19 protein-coding genes are annotated in these 19,315 nt (G+C 47.1%); 3 read left to right on the forward strand and 16 right to left on the reverse strand.

The window, feature by feature from the left end:
* Positions 1 to 277: 277 nt before the first annotated feature.
* From VXK47_RS16455 to VXK47_RS16475, 5 genes are all read right to left on the reverse strand, one after another.
* Positions 278 to 1,342 (reverse strand): ABC transporter substrate-binding protein, encoded by a 1,065-nt coding sequence (locus VXK47_RS16455; RefSeq protein WP_435549872.1) that lies wholly within the window; start codon positions 1,340 to 1,342, stop codon positions 278 to 280.
* Positions 1,339 to 2,082, reverse strand: coding sequence for a hypothetical protein (locus tag VXK47_RS16460; RefSeq protein ID WP_435549873.1), 744 nt, complete (start codon positions 2,080 to 2,082; stop codon positions 1,339 to 1,341). The genes VXK47_RS16455 and VXK47_RS16460 overlap by 4 nt, the downstream gene beginning before the upstream one ends.
* A 114-nt stretch (positions 2,083 to 2,196) precedes the next feature.
* Positions 2,197 to 2,580 carry an ExbD/TolR family protein gene (locus VXK47_RS16465; protein WP_435549874.1) on the reverse strand — a complete coding sequence of 128 codons (384 nt, stop codon included), beginning with the start codon at positions 2,578 to 2,580 and terminating at the stop codon, positions 2,197 to 2,199.
* Positions 2,570 to 2,995 carry a TonB-system energizer ExbB gene (exbB, locus tag VXK47_RS16470; RefSeq protein WP_435549875.1) on the reverse strand — a complete coding sequence of 142 codons (426 nt, stop codon included), beginning with the start codon at positions 2,993 to 2,995 and terminating at the stop codon, positions 2,570 to 2,572. The genes VXK47_RS16465 and exbB overlap by 11 nt, the downstream gene beginning before the upstream one ends.
* A gap of 30 nt (positions 2,996 to 3,025) precedes the next feature.
* Entirely contained in the window at positions 3,026 to 3,760 is a 735-nt protein-coding gene (locus VXK47_RS16475) for an ABC transporter ATP-binding protein (protein ID WP_435549889.1), read from the reverse strand.
* Here VXK47_RS16475 and VXK47_RS16480 point away from each other — a divergent pair.
* A complete protein-coding gene (locus VXK47_RS16480; RefSeq protein ID WP_435549890.1) occupies positions 3,692 to 3,835 on the forward strand; it encodes a hypothetical protein in 144 nt (47 codons plus the stop codon). The genes VXK47_RS16475 and VXK47_RS16480 overlap by 69 nt on opposite strands.
* Positions 3,836 to 3,861: 26 nt before the next feature.
* Here VXK47_RS16480 and VXK47_RS16485 read toward each other — a convergent pair whose 3' ends face one another.
* The 11 genes from VXK47_RS16485 to VXK47_RS16535 form a co-directional block, all read right to left on the reverse strand.
* Entirely contained in the window at positions 3,862 to 4,875 is a 1,014-nt protein-coding gene (locus tag VXK47_RS16485; protein WP_435549876.1) for a FecCD family ABC transporter permease, read from the reverse strand.
* Complete coding sequence (locus VXK47_RS16490) at positions 4,872 to 5,921, reverse strand: ABC transporter substrate-binding protein (RefSeq protein WP_435549877.1); 1,050 nt, start codon at positions 5,919 to 5,921, stop codon at positions 4,872 to 4,874. Before VXK47_RS16490 ends, VXK47_RS16485 begins: the two co-directional genes overlap by 4 nt.
* A gap of 18 nt (positions 5,922 to 5,939) precedes the next feature.
* Positions 5,940 to 8,021: a TonB-dependent receptor gene (locus tag VXK47_RS16495; RefSeq protein ID WP_435549878.1), complete on the reverse strand. Its 2,082-nt coding sequence runs from the start codon at positions 8,019 to 8,021 to the stop codon at positions 5,940 to 5,942.
* 22 nt (positions 8,022 to 8,043) lie between these two features.
* On the reverse strand, positions 8,044 to 10,314 hold the full coding sequence (locus VXK47_RS16500) for a TonB-dependent receptor (RefSeq protein ID WP_435549879.1): 2,271 nt from the start codon (positions 10,312 to 10,314) through the stop codon (positions 8,044 to 8,046).
* A 59-nt stretch (positions 10,315 to 10,373) separates the two neighbouring features.
* Entirely contained in the window at positions 10,374 to 11,183 is an 810-nt protein-coding gene (locus tag VXK47_RS16505; protein WP_435549880.1) for a class I SAM-dependent methyltransferase, read from the reverse strand.
* A gap of 26 nt (positions 11,184 to 11,209) precedes the next feature.
* The gene (locus tag VXK47_RS16510; RefSeq protein WP_435549881.1) at positions 11,210 to 11,821 is read right to left on the reverse strand and encodes an FmdE family protein; all 612 of its coding nucleotides are present in this window, start codon (positions 11,819 to 11,821) and stop codon (positions 11,210 to 11,212) included.
* Positions 11,822 to 11,839: 18 nt separating this feature from the next.
* Complete coding sequence (locus tag VXK47_RS16515) at positions 11,840 to 12,658, reverse strand: energy transducer TonB (RefSeq protein ID WP_435549882.1); 819 nt, start codon at positions 12,656 to 12,658, stop codon at positions 11,840 to 11,842.
* 13 nt (positions 12,659 to 12,671) lie between these two features.
* The gene (locus tag VXK47_RS16520) at positions 12,672 to 14,642 is read right to left on the reverse strand and encodes a TonB-dependent receptor plug domain-containing protein (RefSeq protein WP_435549883.1); all 1,971 of its coding nucleotides are present in this window, start codon (positions 14,640 to 14,642) and stop codon (positions 12,672 to 12,674) included.
* Positions 14,643 to 14,721: 79 nt separating this feature from the next.
* A complete protein-coding gene (locus VXK47_RS16525) occupies positions 14,722 to 16,617 on the reverse strand; it encodes a radical SAM protein (protein ID WP_435549884.1) in 1,896 nt (631 codons plus the stop codon).
* Positions 16,590 to 17,222, reverse strand: coding sequence for a class I SAM-dependent methyltransferase (locus VXK47_RS16530; protein ID WP_435549885.1), 633 nt, complete (start codon positions 17,220 to 17,222; stop codon positions 16,590 to 16,592). The genes VXK47_RS16525 and VXK47_RS16530 overlap by 28 nt, the downstream gene beginning before the upstream one ends.
* Before the next feature lie 180 nt (positions 17,223 to 17,402).
* Positions 17,403 to 17,909: an aldehyde dehydrogenase family protein gene (locus VXK47_RS16535; RefSeq protein WP_435549886.1), complete on the reverse strand. Its 507-nt coding sequence runs from the start codon at positions 17,907 to 17,909 to the stop codon at positions 17,403 to 17,405.
* 430 nt (positions 17,910 to 18,339) lie between these two features.
* Between VXK47_RS16535 and VXK47_RS16540 the strand changes: the two genes are divergently transcribed.
* Together VXK47_RS16540 and VXK47_RS16545 are read left to right on the forward strand one after the other, a co-directional pair.
* Positions 18,340 to 18,669, forward strand: coding sequence for a winged helix-turn-helix domain-containing protein (locus VXK47_RS16540; protein WP_435549887.1), 330 nt, complete (start codon positions 18,340 to 18,342; stop codon positions 18,667 to 18,669).
* A 35-nt stretch (positions 18,670 to 18,704) separates the two neighbouring features.
* The gene (locus VXK47_RS16545) at positions 18,705 to 18,914 is read left to right on the forward strand and encodes a TOBE domain-containing protein (RefSeq protein WP_435549888.1); all 210 of its coding nucleotides are present in this window, start codon (positions 18,705 to 18,707) and stop codon (positions 18,912 to 18,914) included.
* Positions 18,915 to 19,315 lie beyond the last annotated feature (401 nt).

The raw sequence follows: 19,315 nt of genomic DNA on the forward strand, positions 1-19,315 counted from the left end.
TCGACGTATTTCAACAATATTTTGGATCTTTGGACCTCTTGCAAAGGTAGTGTTCTTGAGTGGGACATTTTGATAAGCGAATCTTTTTGTTCACCGGTTAAAATAAGTTTTGCTCTCTGGCTTTTTCTGGACATGATTACCTCCACTATAAAGGTTTTAGTAGTGAAGGCATTATAAACTAATACGATTTATTTGAAACGTTATACTAGTGATAATAAAACCAACAGAAATACTAAAATTTTCTTTCTCATTTTCCACCTTCCATTTGTTATTTTAATTACTGATAAATAACCCGTTTCATAACGTCGTTTGATACATCCATGCCAAGAAAGAGCCTGAAAAACTGTTGACTCTCTTTTACAATATCAACCTTGTAACGGTCCGGATATAGGAGACGTGCGACCCATTTTACCCCAACAAAGCACATGAATGACGGCGGACGGTCGAACCAGTTGAAGGGCTCGCGAGGAATAAGATAGACCCTTTTGTTTTGCACGGCTTTAACTCGCTGCCATTTAGGGTCTGAAAAGACGGTCCGATAAAAGGCAGGTTCCATGACAAGAATGACATCAGGGTTGTAAAGAATGATCTGTTCGAGATTGACCTTCTCCATTCCGTAGAGGCTGCCTATCTGACAGCGGTGAACATTTTGTCCTCCTGCAAGGCTGATAAGTTCTGCGTGCCATGACGTATCGCACTCCGTGCTCAAGCCATCTATGCCTTCGGCATAATAGACCGAAACCTTTTTCTGAGCGGGCACTGAGGCTGCGAGAGCGGCCATTTCCGAAAGTGTTTTGCCGGCGTAAGCTGCTAGTTCCTCAGCGCGCGCCTCACGGCCAAGCATGCGGCCAAGGTAGAGAAACGCTTCCGGATAATCCGAAAGAGTGTTCAGCGTTACGTTAATTACTGGCATGGGCATCGTCTTTAAGGTCTTGTCGATTTTGTCATTCATGGAAAACTTGTTTTTGGATGCTACAATGATTTCGGGATTGATCTTTAAGATCATCTCAAGGTTCGGCACTTGTCCCTGCCCAAACCAACCACCAAGAATCGGCAATTCCTGCATACTTTTGCGCAGGTATCTCTTCTGTTCCTCCTTTACCGGAAAATTGAGACCTGCCAGCATTCCAGGATCAATGGCGTACAGCATACAGGTTACAGGCGGAAAGGTACTGTAAACCTTTTGCGGGCGATCGGCCACCGAAACTTTCTTCCCGAACATGTCGGTGATTTCCCGCGCATTTGCAGAGCCGGTGCAGCTTAAAACGAGAAACAGCAGCGTTATAATTACAATCCCAATCTTTGACTTAGCCCCATTGTCATTATGTCCTTTGCGCATCATTTTTCGCCCCCTCCTTTTTTTGTCCACCACATCACCGCCCAATACCACCGTCTTTCATAGGGAAGCTGCCAGCGGCCGCCGATCAGGCTGAGATGCTCTTTTAGGTAAGACCGGACAGATTCCTCTTCTTCCGTAATATCACGATCACGGAACATCCATAGCTGCTCCTCAAAAGCCGCTTCATGGCTGTCCCAGACATTTGGATGATCCTCTCTTATGAAGGCCACCTGCGCCCTGATCCCCATGTCGTAGAGAAGATTGCAGTACCAGATGTAGTCGTGCCCCATGGGAAAAGACCTTCCGGCAGCCTCAAGAAGCCGTAAATCTGCCGGGCCGTCTCCCGATGCCACTGAGATATACACCTGCCGGGAAGCCACGTTGTTTAGCTTCTCAATGAGACTTTGCGTATTGTCTCCGATGAGGGAGCGGGAGGCGATAGCTATATCATACTGTCCTATTCCAAGAGATACCCAGTCGTCTTCCCACCGGCCATGGATGGTGCTGACATTTGTGATACCCTTCTCCTCACAGCGGCTCCTGACAATGGAGAGCATATTTTCAGAAAAGTCCACCGCTGTTATTTTTTTACAAATGGTGCAAGGGGAACAGCGAGAGTGCCGCCACCGCAGGCCATATCGAGAACGGTCCAGTCGGGCCGGATGCTCATGAGTCTCAGAAATTTGTTGGGGTATCCTGTTGATACGGCATATTGGGAGAATTCCTTCGCCCGTCCTTCCCAAAAATCGCGCCCCCGGACATTAGAAGGACTTCCGCCATTCCCATCGCCTGGCTCGCTATTAATTACAGTCCGGTTTTCCACTATTTCATCTCCTTTCCTTTATTTTTAATGTTCCTTACCTCCCCCGTTCCGTCTGGAGCGCTACTTTTGTAAAACCGGTAACTGCGAGAAGATCGAAAATATCCACGCAGCGCTGAACCGTAATAGCCCGGTCAACCTTCACCATAACTGTTGTATCCCTGGGAAGGGGCTTGAGCTGCGTTGCAATAGCGGCAAGGGTTACGGGAACAGATTCCAGATAGACAGCTCCGCTCTTGTCGATGGTGATCGTCACCGTTTTGAGAGACGTCCGATCCTGTTGGCGGGAGGCCTTCGGCAATTGGACCGGTATGGCGCCCCTTGCCACAAAAGTTGAGGTCATGAGCACTATGGTAAGTAGCACGAGCATCACATCAACCAGGGGGATAACGTTCATATAATCAAACCCATTATCTTTCATACCGCGCCTCCCACTTCAACATCCGTTCCTTAACCGCTCTGAGCAGAAAATTATAGAGCACCATAGCAGGTATGGCCACGACCAGGCCTACTGCCGTGGATTTGAGGGCAAGGGCAAGGCCGGTCATTATCTGGCCCGTGTCGGCCAATCCCTGTTTTCCGATGTTCGAGAAGGTAAGCATGATTCCGAGAACCGTTCCAAGCAGGCCCAGGTAGGGGGCGTTGCTTCCAACTGTGGCGATGAAATGAAGCCTTTTCGTCAGTTCCAGTTCGAGAGTCTTTTTGTCGGCAAAGGCGGTAATATCAATTTTGCTATAGAACTTCCTTCTCTCAAACGCCACGGCCAAAGCCACAATGCTCATGAGGATAAGTATGCCGATAACCCCGTAATCAATCGCATAATGAAGCCAATCCATATTTAATCTCCTTTATCAATGCCGTTACCGTCATGCAGGCGCTGATGACGTTGAGCACTTGTTTTGTTGTTCTTTCTCACCGGGAGAACACCTGCACATTGCCTGAGGGGCGCAGACACAGAAGGAGCCATTGACCCTCATTACATCAACCTTTACATTGTAAAGATGGAAAAGGTTTTCGCTGTTGACTATATCGTCGCATTTCCCATCGGCGACAACGGCGCCGCCCTTGATCATGATGGCGCGATCAGCAACCCATAGGGCATGTTCCGGTGAGTGCGTTGATTTGATGAAGGTGTAGCCGGTGCGGGAAAGATTGATGATCTGTTCCAAAAGGCGCAACTGGTTCCCGTAGTCAAGGCCACTTGCCGGTTCGTCCATAATGAGTGTTTTTGCCCCCTGTGCGATAGCGCGGGCAATAATTGCAAGCTGTCTCTCTCCGCCTGAGAGTTCCGTATAGGGTCGCTCAGAAAGGTGCGATATGGAAAGCCTTCCCAGGGCGTCCTGAGCAATGGCCATATCATCATCTGAATAACGATAGAAAAACGTTTTATGAGGTATCCTTCCCATGAGAACAATATCAGTTACAGAGTATGGAAAAGAACTTCTGTGGATTTGCGGGACATAAGCGATTTGCCTGGCAATTGTTTTTGAACTGAGACCAGTGATGTCGTTGCCGTTTAGAAAGACGCTTCCGTGGACAGGACGCAACAGGCCGATGATTATCTTGATAAGAGTGCTCTTGCCGCATCCGTTAGGCCCCAGCAGTGTGACGATCTCCCCCGCGTTGATATGGAGGTTAATGTTCTCAAGAACCAATTTACCGGTGTATCCGAATGAAACGTTTTTGACGGCTATATGTGGCTTCAGTTCCATCCGTGCCTCGCTTTTTTCAGAATTACGGCAAAAAACGGGATACCGATAAGCGATGTGGTGATCCCGATGGGGATTTCCACATTGAAAAGCATGCGCGAAACATCATCTACAACAACAAGATAAATAGCCCCGATAAGAGCGCTTGCCGGAACAAGCACTTTGTTGTTGGGACCCACAAGCATCCGGGTAATATGGGGAATGATAAGGCCCACCCAACCGATCATCCCTGCCAGAACAACCGTTAGCGCGCTCATGAGCGTGGCAAGGAATATAAGCAGCATCCGCACCCACTCAACGGGGATGCCAAGCGCCCGCGCTTCTTCGTCGCCCATACTCAGCGCATTGAGATAACCGGAAAAAAGGGTAATGAGAATAATGCTCACCACCTGAGGAATACCGGCGGCCAGCAGTATTTTTCTGTCAACAAGTGACAATCCGCCCATAAGCCACTGAACAATGGCGGGCAGCTGGTTATAAGGATCAGCAATGTACTTGATGATCGATAAAAGAGAAGTGAAAAGAGCGCCGCTGATAACTCCGCCGAGAACAAGAAGCAAGATGGTATTGCCTTTGTGCATCCTGGCGATGCCGACTGAGATAAGAACAGCGATAAAGCCGAACAGGAAGGTGGAAATCTGCACTGCGATCCAGCTTTTAAAGAAGACCATGCCCAGCGCCGCTCCAAATGAAGCACCTGCAAGTACGCCGAGAAGGGAAGGGGATACAAGAGGATTTACGAACATGGCCTGAAAGGATGTTCCAGCCACTGATAGGGATGCGCCGATTAATATGGCTGCAAAAATGCGCGGCATACGGATATCGAGGAGAAGATTTCCCAATAAGCTGTACCTTTCAGGTTCTATGCTACCGACGCCGAATATCTTAAAAAGAAAGAAACCTGTAATATCACTGAGCGCAAGCGGGTATTTACCGAGAGTCATCGAAAAAGCCGCTATTAGAACGAGAATGAGCGACAGCAGCGGGAAAAGCAGGTTGCGTTTCATGGATAAATCGCCCGTTTCATCTCATCGTTCGATAACTCTACGCAGAGAAACAAGCGGTAGAAATCTCTGGCATCTTTAACCATGTCTATCTTGTATTCTTTTGGATAGAGTATATTGGCCAGCCATTTAAGACCCATAATGCGCATAAATGAGGGGGGACGGTCAAACCAGTTGAAGGGGTGTCTGGGAATAAGATAGACGCGCCCATCCTTTACCGCCTTGACATTCTGCCATGCCGGATCATTAAATACCTTATCGAAGAAGACCTTTTCCTGCGCTACAATGATATCGGGGTTATAGAGTATAACCTGTTCCAAAGAAACCTTTTCAAACCCCTTATGATTTGAAGTATGGCAGCGATGCACATTCTTATCGCCGGCAAGCTCAAGGAGCTCCACATGAATCGAGTCGTTGCATTCCGTGCTGAGACCGTCCATCCCTTCCGCGTAATAGACGGACGGTCTTTTTTCTGCAGGAATTTTGTTTACTGTAACCTTGATTTCATCTAGTGTTTTTTTGCAGTATGCGCTCAGTTGTTTTGTCCGCTCCTCTCTCTTGAGGACTTTGCCCAGAAAGAGGTAAACATCGGGATAATCAGAGAGGCTTTCGGCAACGGCATAGACAAAGGGAACATTCAGTTTTTTCAGAGATTCCTCAGTCTTTTCGTTGATAGCGGACCTTTTTGCCGACCACATAATTAAAAGGTCAGGATTCGTTTTTAACAGCACTTCGGTATTGGCGGTCTGGCCCTGTCCAAAAAGAGACCCGATAACCGGCAGGTTCTGCGTTTCTTTGGGGAAGTATTTTTTATCTTCATCTCTTATGGGAAAGATGAGTCCTGCCAATATTGACGGATCAACGGAATACATGATATATGAACCGTAAGGCGAGGGCGCATATACCTTTCGTACAGTATCAGGTATAGTTACTGTGCGCCCCGCCATATCAGTAATCGTCGCCGCCTCCGCTATGTTTCTCACACAAACATTAAATGCAAGAAATACGGCAACGGCTACAATAAGTTGTATGCTCTTTTGATTAAACATTATGTCGTCTCCTTTATCTTAAAAGAAGCTGTATGACAGCTCTATACCATACTGACGGCCCGGGTCGTAGTAGGCGCCCGTTACATAACGGGTGGCGTAGTGGCTATCGCCCAGGTTCCTGCCATAGACGGTAATCCGCGTATCCCTGCCGAACATTTTACAGTTGTAGGCCACATTGGCGTCAACTCTCGTGTAGTCTCCCAGCTCATAGTAAATAGTCCCCATGGGTGACGTAGAAAGGTTGTGCGGACTTACATACCGGGCACTGAGATTGGCGTCAAAATTCTTATACCGGTAGGTTATCAGGCCGCTTGCCAGTTTATGGGCTATACTGACATTGGTGTTGTGGTTGTCCGTCGTGATATAACTGTACTGGAGACGGTAGGTGAGAGGCTTCAGTATCTGCCCGGATATGCCGCATTCCACCCCCTTGGTGCGAACGTCAGAGGTTGTAACGAAGTCGATCTCATCCCCTGTGGCAGGATCGATATAAGAGGAGGCGGGTTTGCCTGTGGTGGGATCAATGCCTGTGGAACTCACCTTTTGATCCTTTGTGTTATAGTAGTAAAGCGTGACCCAGGGGTTAAAGAAAGAGTAAAAATTGGCAAGGATACCGCCCTCGTACCTCGATCGTTTTTCGGCGGGCAGGGTCGAGCCGCTCGCGCTTACCTGATTGCCGGAGAGGTCGTTTTCCGAATAGGCGTATCGTCCGGTAAGAGTAATTATGCGGCTCAACTTGTATGAAGCGCCGAGGGCATAAGTGTAAGTTTCCTTTGCCCGCTCATCTATTGCAAGACCCGTTACGGGGCTGTTGTCGTAATGTTTCTTATCCGCCCTGATTCCGGCGTCAACGGTCAGTTTGTCATTGAGCATGTGGTATTCGTCCTGGGCATAGAGGCTATACATGTCTTCATCAACCCTTTTGCCGATGTTGGGAGCCTGCCCGTTGGGACAAATATATCCAAGCCACTGGCCTCCCATCTTGAGGACATTGCCGTGCCAATTGATGATATGTCTGATGCCGGCGCTTTGGCCGCGGCTATTTTGGTCGCTCTCGGTCACCGAGCTATTGGCGAAACTGGCCTGTATGCTGGTTACCTGGAGACTGTTATAGGCGTAGCTGAATGTTGTTGTCTGGGCATCGTTCCAGGGTCTGCTGAGGTTAACGGCAAACATATCGGAGTTAATAGGGTCTATCTTCCACTTTGCGCTGTCGAGAGTCCCTACCTTCGACCAGTCAAGGGCGCCGCTCTTTAAGGTAGTCGGTATCAGGATCTCACCCCGCTGAAATTCTCTCATACCCGTGCTCGTATAGAAGAGTATATCACCATTAAAGGCCGATCCCGTATATCCGCCCCGGAAAAGGAGCGAGCTGTTACGGCTTCCGTTGTACCAGTCCGTTTTGCCATCGGAGTTATAATATGTCCCTGCTATGCGGTAATCGAAATTGCCGATTTTTGCTCCCTGATAGAGGTGTTCCTTCTCCGTGTGGAAACTCCCGTAGCTTGCCGCCAGACCACCTTCGAGCTTTGATGCCCGTTTTGTCTTGATAACAACAAATCCCTGGTTGGATGAGCCGGTGCCCGAACCAAAGTTGGTGAGAGGGCCAAGGGTAAGGGCCGTGGCATCCCTCACAATAGTTATGGACTCGATGGCGTCAACGGGAAGGGTTGCAAGAATCCTGTCTGTCTGGGAAACATACACGCCGTCCAGGATCAAACCGTAGCTCCCTGTTCCCCTCATATTGGAAAAATCCAGGTGTTGCCGTCCCTGATAGGTAACCTCCATGCCTGGGACCTGTTCGATTACATCCCACACGGTCTGAGGGTGGAGAGCCTCGATCTCTTCCCGGGTGATAACCTCGGTCTGGAGCTTGCTGCTTTCTGCTACCGAGTAAGGGCTTGTTACCGATTCTCCTGCTTTCTTGTCGGTCACCTTAATCTCTTCAAGGTTATACGGGCTCTTCTGATCCTTATTTTGTTCAATCTCCTGCGGGGTTTTTTGTTCCGTTTCCTCTTGCGCAAGAACTTTTTGAGATATGAGAAATACTCCGAGTATGAGTACGAAGGATAGTACTCTTTTACATATGCCTTCCATCATACTATCTTCCTCCTTTTTATTTCTAAAACTTGAAATTAACATTGGCATACATCCCAAAAGGCGCGCCGGTCTGGTAAGTTGCCGCAGTATTTGTAGCAGCCAAAGCGTCATCTGCCGTATTTATTGCGGAGATGTATTTTTGGTTAAACAGGTTTGTGGCGGTAATGCGAAATTCTACGGATTTTGCTCCAAGCACTTTTTCTATCACGTATGAAATATCAAAATCCACGATTGTGGATGCGCTTATTTTTTCGTTATGCAGCACATCCCCGTATCTTGCAGACATGTATTTAACGGATGGTGTGAGCATAAAGCCTTCTATATTATAGGATAAAGCAGCTTTTGCCATATACATCGGCGCATCCGGTACCTGGTTGCCGCTTGATGAGATAGTACTATTAGAGCCTGTTTTCAAATCATCCGTAAAGTAGTACTTGTTGTAAGACAGCCCCACCAAAAAGTCCAAATCTTTTGAAAGCGCGCCACTGGCTGCTATCTCGGCGCCATACCCCAAAGCATCCGCTCCGTTGTATGGATACGTGACATTATATGAAGAATCATAAATTCTTGCCTGTTTGTTTTTGACAACAGAGACAAAGGCATTTGGGTTCAGGCATATATCGCCGATTTTATATTTGACCCCAACGTCAAAATTATCCGCCGTCTCCAGATCTAACTTGTCCCACAGGCTTTGGAGCGTTACGCCTTTTGAAACAAAACTTGACCTCTGTTGTACATAAGTTGGAAAGAGATTGACATCCAGGCCGTATGTTCTCGTATAATCAACATAGATTGTCGCCTTATTGCTCAGGTTGTAGCCAAGATAAAGGCTCGGCAGCCACTCTCTGAAATATTTTGCATTTACGCTGGCCCATGTGTCCAGTGTGCCGTTTGAGATAGCCGTATCGTAGTCCTGGCTTGTGGCGGCATTTGTGCCATTGGTGTAGCTTTTTAGCTCCCCCAACTTAAAGTTCAAATATCTGACCCCTGCGGAATATACGAAATTGCCCATCTGACCGCTTACTTCAGTGAACGGTGAGTTAAACTCATGATAGTCGTTGTCGGCAAGAACCGCATATCCGGCATACTTCAGACCGTTTGCGCCAACTGTGTATTTCTTTTGATCCTCCGGAGGTCCGGGAGGCTGCTGCCTGTGCGCCCAATACCCCAGTTTTGCGTTCAGCTCTTTTGAAAAGCTTTTTTCATATTTCAAGACCGCACCGTACACCTCATGGTCTATATCCCACTTGATGACATTTGTTCCCGATGCATACGAATATTGGCCGTTGTCATTCAGATAATAAGGCTTGAAAGAAATTTTGGAGTCCGAAGACAGCGCTCCCTCTATGTTTGCAAGAATAGCCGTATCTTCAAAGTTTTGCTTGTTATAGTCGTAGTAATTTGCGCTTGTTCTATCGGTGTTAAAATCTTTATAAAAGTTTTGTCCCAGATGCTTTGTTTCGGCATACGTCAGGTTGTAGTAGTTGTGGTGGTCATCTCTATTGTGTGAGACAAAAAGCTCTGCTTTAATTTTGTCGCTTGGCTTGAGCACAAAACCCAAAGTACTATTGGTGCGTTCAAGATCACCTTCACCTTTGTATTTATCGCTTGTCGTATAGGAAAACGAACCAAAAGCAGATACGTTGCCGATATCACCCGTGTCAAGACGCAAAAAACTTCTATAGAAATTATCGCTTCCGATTGTCTGGGACAGATCGGCGCCAAATACATGTTCAGGTCTTCTGATATTCATATCCACCTTGCCGGCAAGATTGGAAAAACCCAGTCCCTTATCCACAGGGATATAGCCTTTATACAAATCCACACTTTCGATATTTTCCATATCAAATATCGTTTTTCCGCCGCCGGGATTACCGCTAATCGGTACGCCGTCATACGACTTGACGCCCCCCGGACCCGTCTGTTTTTTGCCTCTTATCCGGAGAGAGTCGTGAAACCCGTTTTCGTTGGTGCCGAGAGCATCGACAGCGGTGTAGTTGACCGACGGCGACATCTCTGTTATCTTAAAAACGTTGATATTGCCTTGCCTGCCAAACGTTTCGATGCTTTTTTTTGTATAGCTCTCCTGGTTTGACGGAGCTGACACGTCAAACGGCGCTACAAAAGCATCGCCAGTGTCGGTGGCCTTACCATACACAGTTATCGGCTCTAATTGATGTGGCGGTGTTTGACTGTTTTCAGGTTCCGCGGCTGTTACTACTGCATACGATCCGAAAATTAAACCTGCTATAGCTAAACTCATGCCGACCAATTTCATGAGATGGTATTTCATATGTTTCTTCCTTTCCAATACTCAGCAATAGCTGCTTCCAATATAAAAATTAATTGCTACTAATTCTTATCCCACCAGATTACTGCCCACCTGGTCTCTTTTTCGTAATCCAACATCCACCATCCTGCTTTACAAACGAGATGTTTGTCCAGGTGGTCGTTAAATTTTTCCTCTTCCTCAAGGGTCATATCACCAAGCATCCATTGCATGGATTCCACCAGTTGGTAGCAGTTTTTGTAGATTCTGTTTTTCTCTGTAATAAAATCGATATTGGCCCTGATTCCCATCTGATATAAGAGATTATAATTGTATATGTAGTCGGGCCCCATATTCAGTTCCCTGCCAATGGCATCAAACACTTGTCGGTCATAGGGCCCGTCATCCACGATGGTTGATATATAAACGCGCTTTCTTGCAATACCGTTCACTTTCATGATGGCTGAGCGAAGATCATCCACGACAAGTGAACGGGATGCAATGGCCACATCGTGGAGTTCTATCCCCGCTCCGCTCCAGTCATCCTCCCAGCTTGCTTTGATAGTTTTGACATTGGAGATTTTCAATTTGTCGCACTGTTTCCGGAGAATATCGAGCATCGTGTCGGAAAAATCGGCGGCCGTGACTGCCTTGCAAAGCTTTGCAAAAGGGGTGGCAAGGGTTCCGGCTCCGCAGCCCATATCAAAAACGGTCCAGCTTTGCTTCGGATTGACGATTTTTACGAATGCCTCGGCATACACTGTTTTCGCTGAATTCTCGGCAAAAGAGGGCGCTCGCTTATTCCAAATTGTAGAGTCGCGGACAGGAGAAGAGCGCGTCGCCTTTTTTTCTTTCCATACTTCATTCCAGTCTATCGTTTGAATATCGATCATGTAGTATGCCCTGTAGGCGAGATCCTTTACAAATTTTGCTGCGCTACAGAGTGCAGTGGAGTATAATAAAAAGTATTACTTGCACATGGTTTACAAAGAATGTTTCCATCCTTAAGGATTTCCCTTATATCCATGATCCTTTCTCCGCATAAAGAGCAGGTAACAATGTGAATAGGCCTGCCCGGCAAATCTTCCGGTTTCAGACTCACGGAGACCTCAACAACGTTAAAGAGCTCTTTGGCGGGCATCATAACATATTCGTCCGTATGTGGATTTTGTTCGATCTCTTCGCGGGTCTGTACCCTGTCGCCATCTTTATTTTTTACGTTAACACGCACGGCCTTGCCGGTTTTCAGGTTTATAAAAGTGGCGGCCATCTTGCCATAATCGAGAATTTTCATGGTCCGTTTGCCCGGATGGCAGCCTGTCGTTGCCAGAATGGCATCGGTTGCGCATCTGTCCGTTTCAACAAAAACGATGAGATCCTTTCTGTCCTCACCCTTAGGGTCGGCAATGCCGATTGCCTTAAGCCCCAGAATGGCCATTCTTGTACCGAGGGTAATCCCGGCACAAAGGTCTCCGTGAAATTCTTTTGCTTCCTCGAGGCATTTTGCCAAATCCAGATTGTCTGTAGTCATATGCATATTTCCTTATTTTTACTCCAGTTTGTATGTAACAGGGATTACGAGTTCCGCTTTCACAGGCGGCTTTGGGAAAGGCTGCGCCTCTTTGATAACTGAGAGCACGTTTTTATCGAGCACTTCATAGCCTGAACCGGCGATAATTTTTGAATTTTCGACACTGCCATTCTCTTTAATCAGAAACGACACAACGACTTTTCCTTTCCATCCAAATTTTTTTGCCATTTGCGGGTATTTGAGATTTTTCATGATAAGATCCCGGATATAGGCGTAATTTTCCGCAAGATATTTTTCGGAAAGAATATTGGCATCGCCCGAGCCGGTGCCATGTCCTGCGCCTGTGCCACCTCCACTGCCGCCATGGCCGCCGGAACCGAAGCCGAACCCGCCGCCACCTGATCCTCCCGGACCAAAGCCTGCCCCGCCATTCCCCGGTTCTCCTGAACCGCCTCCGACGAAGCTTGTTTCAGCAGGGATACCGTTTGACACGGATGGCGCCGATGAAGCGTAATACATAGATGTCATATCTGAAGATGCAGTTTGCGGTTTGACGCTGTCTGCCGTTTTATTCTCAATGCTTATTGCTTTTTTGGTTACGACACTTTTTACGGCCTTTGTTCTCTTGCTGCTGTGCGAAGGCGTCCTTTTTTCTATTTGAAAGTCGTTGTTTTTTATGCCGCCTCCTTCACTTTGTCCACTCCCGCCCGGCATCTGAACACTCAAAAAAACAACAACGGGCTCAGCGGGCTTTTTGTCAACCTGACTGCCGAAAACTACGGCAGCGCCAAGCACCACAAAGTGAATAATAAACGAAAGCAGGAGTTCCTTCTTCATGAGTTTACCAAGTCTAAAAACTGTAACGCATGTTAGCGAAATAGCTTCTTCCCGCCATAGGATACCCTTCCGACAGGGCATAGTTTCTGTCGAAGATGTTCAGCACGCCTCCTTCTATCTTCACACCCTTTATAATCTCATAGGTAGCGCGAAAATTTGTAACGGCAAATGACCCGACCCTCTCAACACCATCGGTTGAGCTGAAACGGTCCGAATTGTATTCAATGTCTCCAAGCAGGCTCAGTTGCGTAAGCGGCATGTAGCGCACATAGGCAAAAAGCTTGTTCCTCGGAACATCCGTTATCTTGTCCCTGTTTGTTCTGTTGTCGTTGAAAATATAGGAATAGTTGAAGCCGCTTTCGAGCTTGTCCATGACCGGAACTGTGATTTCCAGCTCCGCGCCCGTGCGCTTCACGTTGCTGATGTTCTGATTCTGATTGATTGTCTTACCGGGGTTACTCGGGTCGGGAACCTTTACCAAAAGGATCATATCCGTCACGTCGGCATAGAAAAGATCGGTTTTGACGGCAATCTTCTTTAAGAAGGTATCCTGGTAACCTATTTCGTAGTTTGTCGATTTTTCGGATTTTAGGTCCGGATTGGGCAGGGCCGTTCCCATTCTGTAAGAATACTTGTCTTTAATGGTCGGCAGTCTGCTCTTGTCTGCCACAGTGGCATAGATTTTAGCGGAATCGGTGAGGTTGTGGAGAAAACCGATCTGGGGATTAACGGCATGTGCGCTGCCTTTAGGATAGTATCCGAATGTTCCGGTTGTTGAGTTGAAGCTGTCTTCCGCCTCAATGGTCTTGATGCTGTCGTAACTGATGCCAAGGATGGAATAAAGTTTGTCAGTAATCTGCACAGTATCTTCAAGGCCGACGGACATGATATCATCTTTGAAATTCTGATAGGGAGCTGGGATATTGTGTTCCTTGTGATAATCCTGTTTGTAATGGAAAGCCGCTTTGATGTTATTTATCGGAATCAACGTTGTACCGGCTTCCACAGAGAAACCCCGTGAGTGGTCATCGTAATCGCTGGCAAACGATGATTTCTTTTTCATCGTGGAATAGGTAGCGTCATCATATGACCAGAGGGAATTTTTGTACTTGTCGTAGTAAAGGCGGGTTTTTAAATAAAAATCCTTTCCTAAAGGCGTGTTTGTCGTCAGATACCAGCTTTTTTTGTCCCAATACGGCCATATCCAATATCTGGGTGTAACGCTTGAATCATACCCCGTATAAACAGGGTTGCCCTTTACCCCATGCTGCTCAATGTAACTTAAGGCGTACTCGTGGCCTTCCGCAGGGGTGAAACCCAGTTTCAAGTTGTATTTGCCGTCATGGTAATAGGAATTGTCACGCTTGCCGCCGTTTTCAGTCTTGTAAAGCGCTTTTGACGGATCAAAGTCGTCGGAAAGAACGAAATAATCGCTATTGATATATGATGCCCCGCCCTGGAGATACCATGTTTTCTGATTACTGCCGAGATTAATGTATCCGTTATATGTGCCGCCCGTACCATACCCCGCACCTGCATCTCCTTCAAAGGCTTTCTGTGGTCTTCTTGACACCATATTGATGGCTCCGCCTTCCGTATTAGGTCCATAAAGAACTGAAGTGAAGCCTTTCGAAACAACAATCTCCGATACATCGTAGGTTGTGAATCGACCGAAGTCCGGGTAGCCGTCATAGGGCACATAGATAGGAATGCCGTCTAAAAAAAGCGGAACTCGCCTGATATCAAATCCTCTCACAAATATTGTCTGCTCGTTTCTGGCCCCTGTTTGGGACATAGTGACACCGGGCAGCAAATTCAAGGCCTGGGCCACATTATTCCTGCCGAAGTCGCGGATTTCATCGCTATAAAGCTTTTCTACGGTGATGTTTTTACTGACCTCAGAGCTGTCTTTTACCTCGATTTCGCCGAGGGTGAAGACATTTGTTGTTTGAGTTTTTTCCTCCGCCTTAAGGTTAGTCACCATGATGACTATGAATGCCAGTCATAATATAATGATAATTTTCAGTGATGAACTCATACGATTTCTTAACCTCCTAATTTCATTATTTGTAGTTTAGCTTTCTTGCAAAAGTAAATCTGTCCCGGGTATTCTTTGATGATGACATCGCAGTTTGCTCCCTCTTGCCTTGCCAGTGCCAATTGGCGGAAGGCTTGGAAAAAGAACGGTTTATGTTCTCGGAAGAAAAATCTATGCCGTAGAAGCGCTGGTAAAAGGCCTGTGCTTCAGCAATCACATCATATGAACAGCGCTCCGGGTGAAGGGCCTGGGCCATATATAGCAAACCAAGAATCCATCGGGGGCTGCCGAAATCCCATCCGGGAGCGGGATGAACGAGGATTTGTCTTTGTTTAACTGCATTAACCTCAATCCCCAGCTCTATACATTCGGCCAGGAAATCATCTACTGAGTTGGATAAAAAAGCTGAAATAAAAATTATATCGGGATTCAGCTCATTTAACCGCTCAACGCTGAGGCTGCGACCTGGTCTCCCACCTGGAGGCAATTGCTTGTTGAGACTGATGCCCCCGGCAAACTCCACAAGCTGATTTTCCATACGCCCGCCATTGATATAAAACAGCGGCTTGGCCATGGCATAGTAAACACGGGGCCGGTGCTTCACCCCCTTTAATGTTTCGGACACGTTTTGCAGCTTTGCTTCAAGAAAACACGCAAGGTCTTCGGTCTGTATCTCTGTACCAATCAATCTGCCAAAATAACGCACAGTTTCAATATAGGATAGAGGTTGCTGGACGCTGCGATGCAGCGTTTTCAGGCCATTTCGGCTAAGCAGATGCTCCCACGCCCGAACAACATATTTTTGTTGGCGAACACCCATGGCAATGAGCATGGCTTCAACCATTTCCAGCGCCCGTGTAAAAGGGTAACCACCCTGGAAATCATCCTCCTGGTGGATCTCCGTTGCCATTGAGCCGGTTATATCAAGTAACTTATCACAAAAGTCACACCTGACTTCGGTGGCCTCAGCCGGCAGATTGGCAAGCAATTTAGCGCCCATTGGGCCATAGAACTCGCGGCGGATGGCTTCTTTACCACAACCGGGGCATACCGTATTGAGGTATTGCGTGCCCGGCGTGTTGAACAGGTACACATGTTTAAGACGGCTGCGCAGTTGACGGCAAAAATCCTCGGCCTCGCGGATACTCGGTTCCTGGGCCATACCGGCATCCTCAAAGGGAATGAAGCGCATCAATTGCAGTGGAATGCGCGGCGAAATGTCGGCAATGCGCTGAGCCAGATCACTCAATTCCTGCTTTTTATCCCGGCTGTAAATTACCGATAGTTCCACATGAACGCCGGCATCTACCAGGCAGGCAAGGTTCCTGAACACAGGCGCCATTCCGGCTGTTGCGCCGCATGCCCGGTAGGATTCGTCTGAAAACCCTTTCAAACCAATGTTAATAAAATCCAGAACAGGCAAGAGGCTTTCCAGCGTCTGGGCCGTAAAATAGGCATTGGAGGCACAACCAACTTTAAGGCCCCGGGTTCCGGCCAGAGTGGCGACCCGGAGAAAGGTCGGAAGCGAGGCCAGCGGATCATTCATCAGAAACGCAATGCCCATACATCCGGAAGAGGTTGCCTTTTTAACAACCTGGTCAGGGCTCAAATGCGACAGGGCCTTGCTGTGGCGCGGCATTTCCCGCACGATGACCGTGGAAATGCATCCGGGACAATCAAAATTACAACCTGTAGTGCTGATCTGCAAAAACTTGTTGCCCGGAAAATAGTGCAGCATGGGCATAGTCTCAATGGAGATGGGGCAAACCGCCAAATAGTGATCCGAGAGTATTTCGGTAATTTGGCCGTCCCGTCGCTCATATAAACCGCAAGCTCCGGCTTTCCCTTGGCCCAGCAGGCAGCCGCGTTCACAAATGGTGCAAATCAGCGGATTCAGCTCTCTTTGCGTATGACGATCCATAGCCCTCTCTCCTCGCTGTGTACTAATTCATAGTTGGGAATAGCGGCGTCCTTTAAGGCTTGACCGAATTTCCGGGGTGTGTCCGGCCCGAGATTGCGCCTGGCCATCTTTTGCCACTCAGCCCTGCCTTTATGATTGTTCCGCCATCGGCTGTTTATTTCTTCTTTCAAGCCGGCTGATCCAAAACCACCGCCGATATATGTCATACCGCCAGGAGCAAGCACCCGATATATTTCCCTGAATGCCTGTACAAGATCGTCCCAAAAAAAGACAGACCCGCGGCTGACGGCCAGATTCACAGAACTGTCAGGCAGAGGGATTTTCTCGACGTTGGCCAGAATAGTTTCTCCTCGCCCCTGAAGCTCGTTATCCGCAATGTTACGCTTTACAATTTCGAGCATGTCTCTGGATTGGTCTAAAAAGCAAATTGCCAGATTGCTTGCCCTGGCCAATTCAATACCCAGATAACCCCCGCCGCAACCGATATCCAAGCAGCATCCTTCGGTAATGTTGGTGTAGTCAAGAATTTGATCGGCAATAACCGGATAGATCGGCTTGAACATTATGCGGGCTATGTCATCGAATTCCCTGGCGTTGATCTCCATCTTTCCTCCATAAGAAACGCATATATTATGACGTTTATAATTGTCATAAATATTTTATAAAATGCATATGCGCTATATAGAAATATACATAACGTTTTGTCAACTGTTTTTTGAAAAGGAGTTCAGAAAGGAAGCGGTAAGAATTGTAGTTGAAGGATTATAAGCAGGAGGAAAACATCTTTAACCGGCCATTCTGTACCTGTTTTCTTTGTGGTTTAATGCCGGTGGATAGAAACGAAGATAGAAGACCTCTATCCGATCCTTATTTGCCTCCAACCATTGATTGATATTTTTGCCGTCATACTGCCTGACCCTCATCAGCTCTAATGGCGCCTGCAAAGTAGCGAAAGCCGAAGCAAGGGGCACATCGATGGCAGTTGTTTCCCGTATCGGCTTGCCATTATCCATGGTGTCAATGAGGGCGAGTTTTCCGGCATTGGCGTCAATAAGGTCGGCGATTTTCAGCAATAATGCGGAGCGCTCCCGGGGGCTGACTTTTTTCCAGCTATCCCATGCTTTCCAGGCGGCCTGCACCGCTTTATCAACATCCTCCCTGCTTGCATCAGCACAAGTGGCGAGAAGTTCTCCGTTTGCAGGACAATAGGTCTTGAAAGTCTTGCCGTCACCGGCAGCTACCCATTGGCCGTCAATGTGAAGTTTATAGCTGTCACTCATAGGTTTTTCCACAATTTTCCTCCTCTTTGTCACTTATTCAAACCCCCTTAACAAACCGGTATTTTCCTCATCTCGATGAGAACATATATAAATAAAATAACGTTTGTAAACGCCTTTTCAGAGGTTATAGATTGCGTATACGATATGTATATACGTGCATAACGCTTTGTCAACAGTTTTTTTTAATATTTTTGAAAATTTTTCGCTGCAAGCAGCTGGAAATCCACGCTCGCTATTATGGTTCAACAATTACTGCATGCTACTCCAGTAATCGGTTGACTAAACGGGCTTGTATATTGTACCTTGAAATTAAGTTTTATTTTTTAAGGCTATTGTTTTTTCATTGCAATTAAGCCATGCTTTGCAGGGAGACTACTATTCAATCTCAAATTGAGCCATTTCCTTTTAAGACCGTTTTGGACAAAAGCGGGTTGGAGGCGGGATGAAACTGTTATATAAACTATGGCTTGACCATGGTGGAAAGGCCTTTGGGAAAGGGCCGTGCAACCTCCTGAGAAGTATTGAGAAAACCGGTTCGCTCCATCAGGGGGCGAAGGAGATGGGTATTTCTTACCGAAAGGCCTGGAATTTGCTGCACGATGTCGAAAGCCGGCTCGGCTTTTCATTGATTGAGCGAAGAGCTGGAGGAACTTCCGGCGGCGGGTCTGAACTCACCGTCGTTGGGAGGAATTTGCTTGAGCGATACGAAGCATTTTGCCGGGAGGCCGAAGAAAAGCTCCAGGAGACATTTAACAAATACTTCCCGGAATAATCAACTGAATTAAACAATCAAAAGGAGGATGATTTATGAAACTCAGCGCCAGAAATTTATTAAAGGGAAAGGTATCAAAGATTACGTTAGGTGCGGTAAATGCCGAAGTTGAGCTTGAGTTGTCGGGGGGGCAGAACATTGTGTCAATCATTACAATCAATTCTGTAAAAAATCTCAGACTTGAGGTCGGCAAGGAAGCCTATGCGATGATCAAGGCTTCGAGCGTGATGATTGCAGTCGATTAATGTGTTTTATTGAAATGATGTCTATAAATTACACATGGCAAGCTACTTTTACCAGTGTAAAATTGTAAAAAGATAGATTGATCAATTGATATTATTTTAAGTAGCGCTACCTTAAGTGGTTCATGTTTTTTCCGCTTTGATTTGCTCTCCCCGGTCGATCATCTCTTTGCACGCGGCTCGACTATGCGACCGAGCGTAAAAAAAACGCTCCCTATGGCACGCTGCTCTATCTTGGCATGTTGTCCTTGACGCTCGGTCATCCATGCCGTTTATCCGGGAATTCAGGAAGGTTTTGTTATTCAAAAAACCAACTTGAGGTCATTGGAAGAAGACCTGCAATATTTTATCACAAATCGACCGCCAAAAGTCCGGGATGCACAAAGCGTTCTTGATAGAATTCT

It is taken from the genome of Desulfobacterium sp. N47, from assembly GCF_051233685.1.
Taxonomy (GTDB): domain Bacteria; phylum Desulfobacterota; class Desulfobacteria; order Desulfobacterales; family RPRI01; genus RPRI01.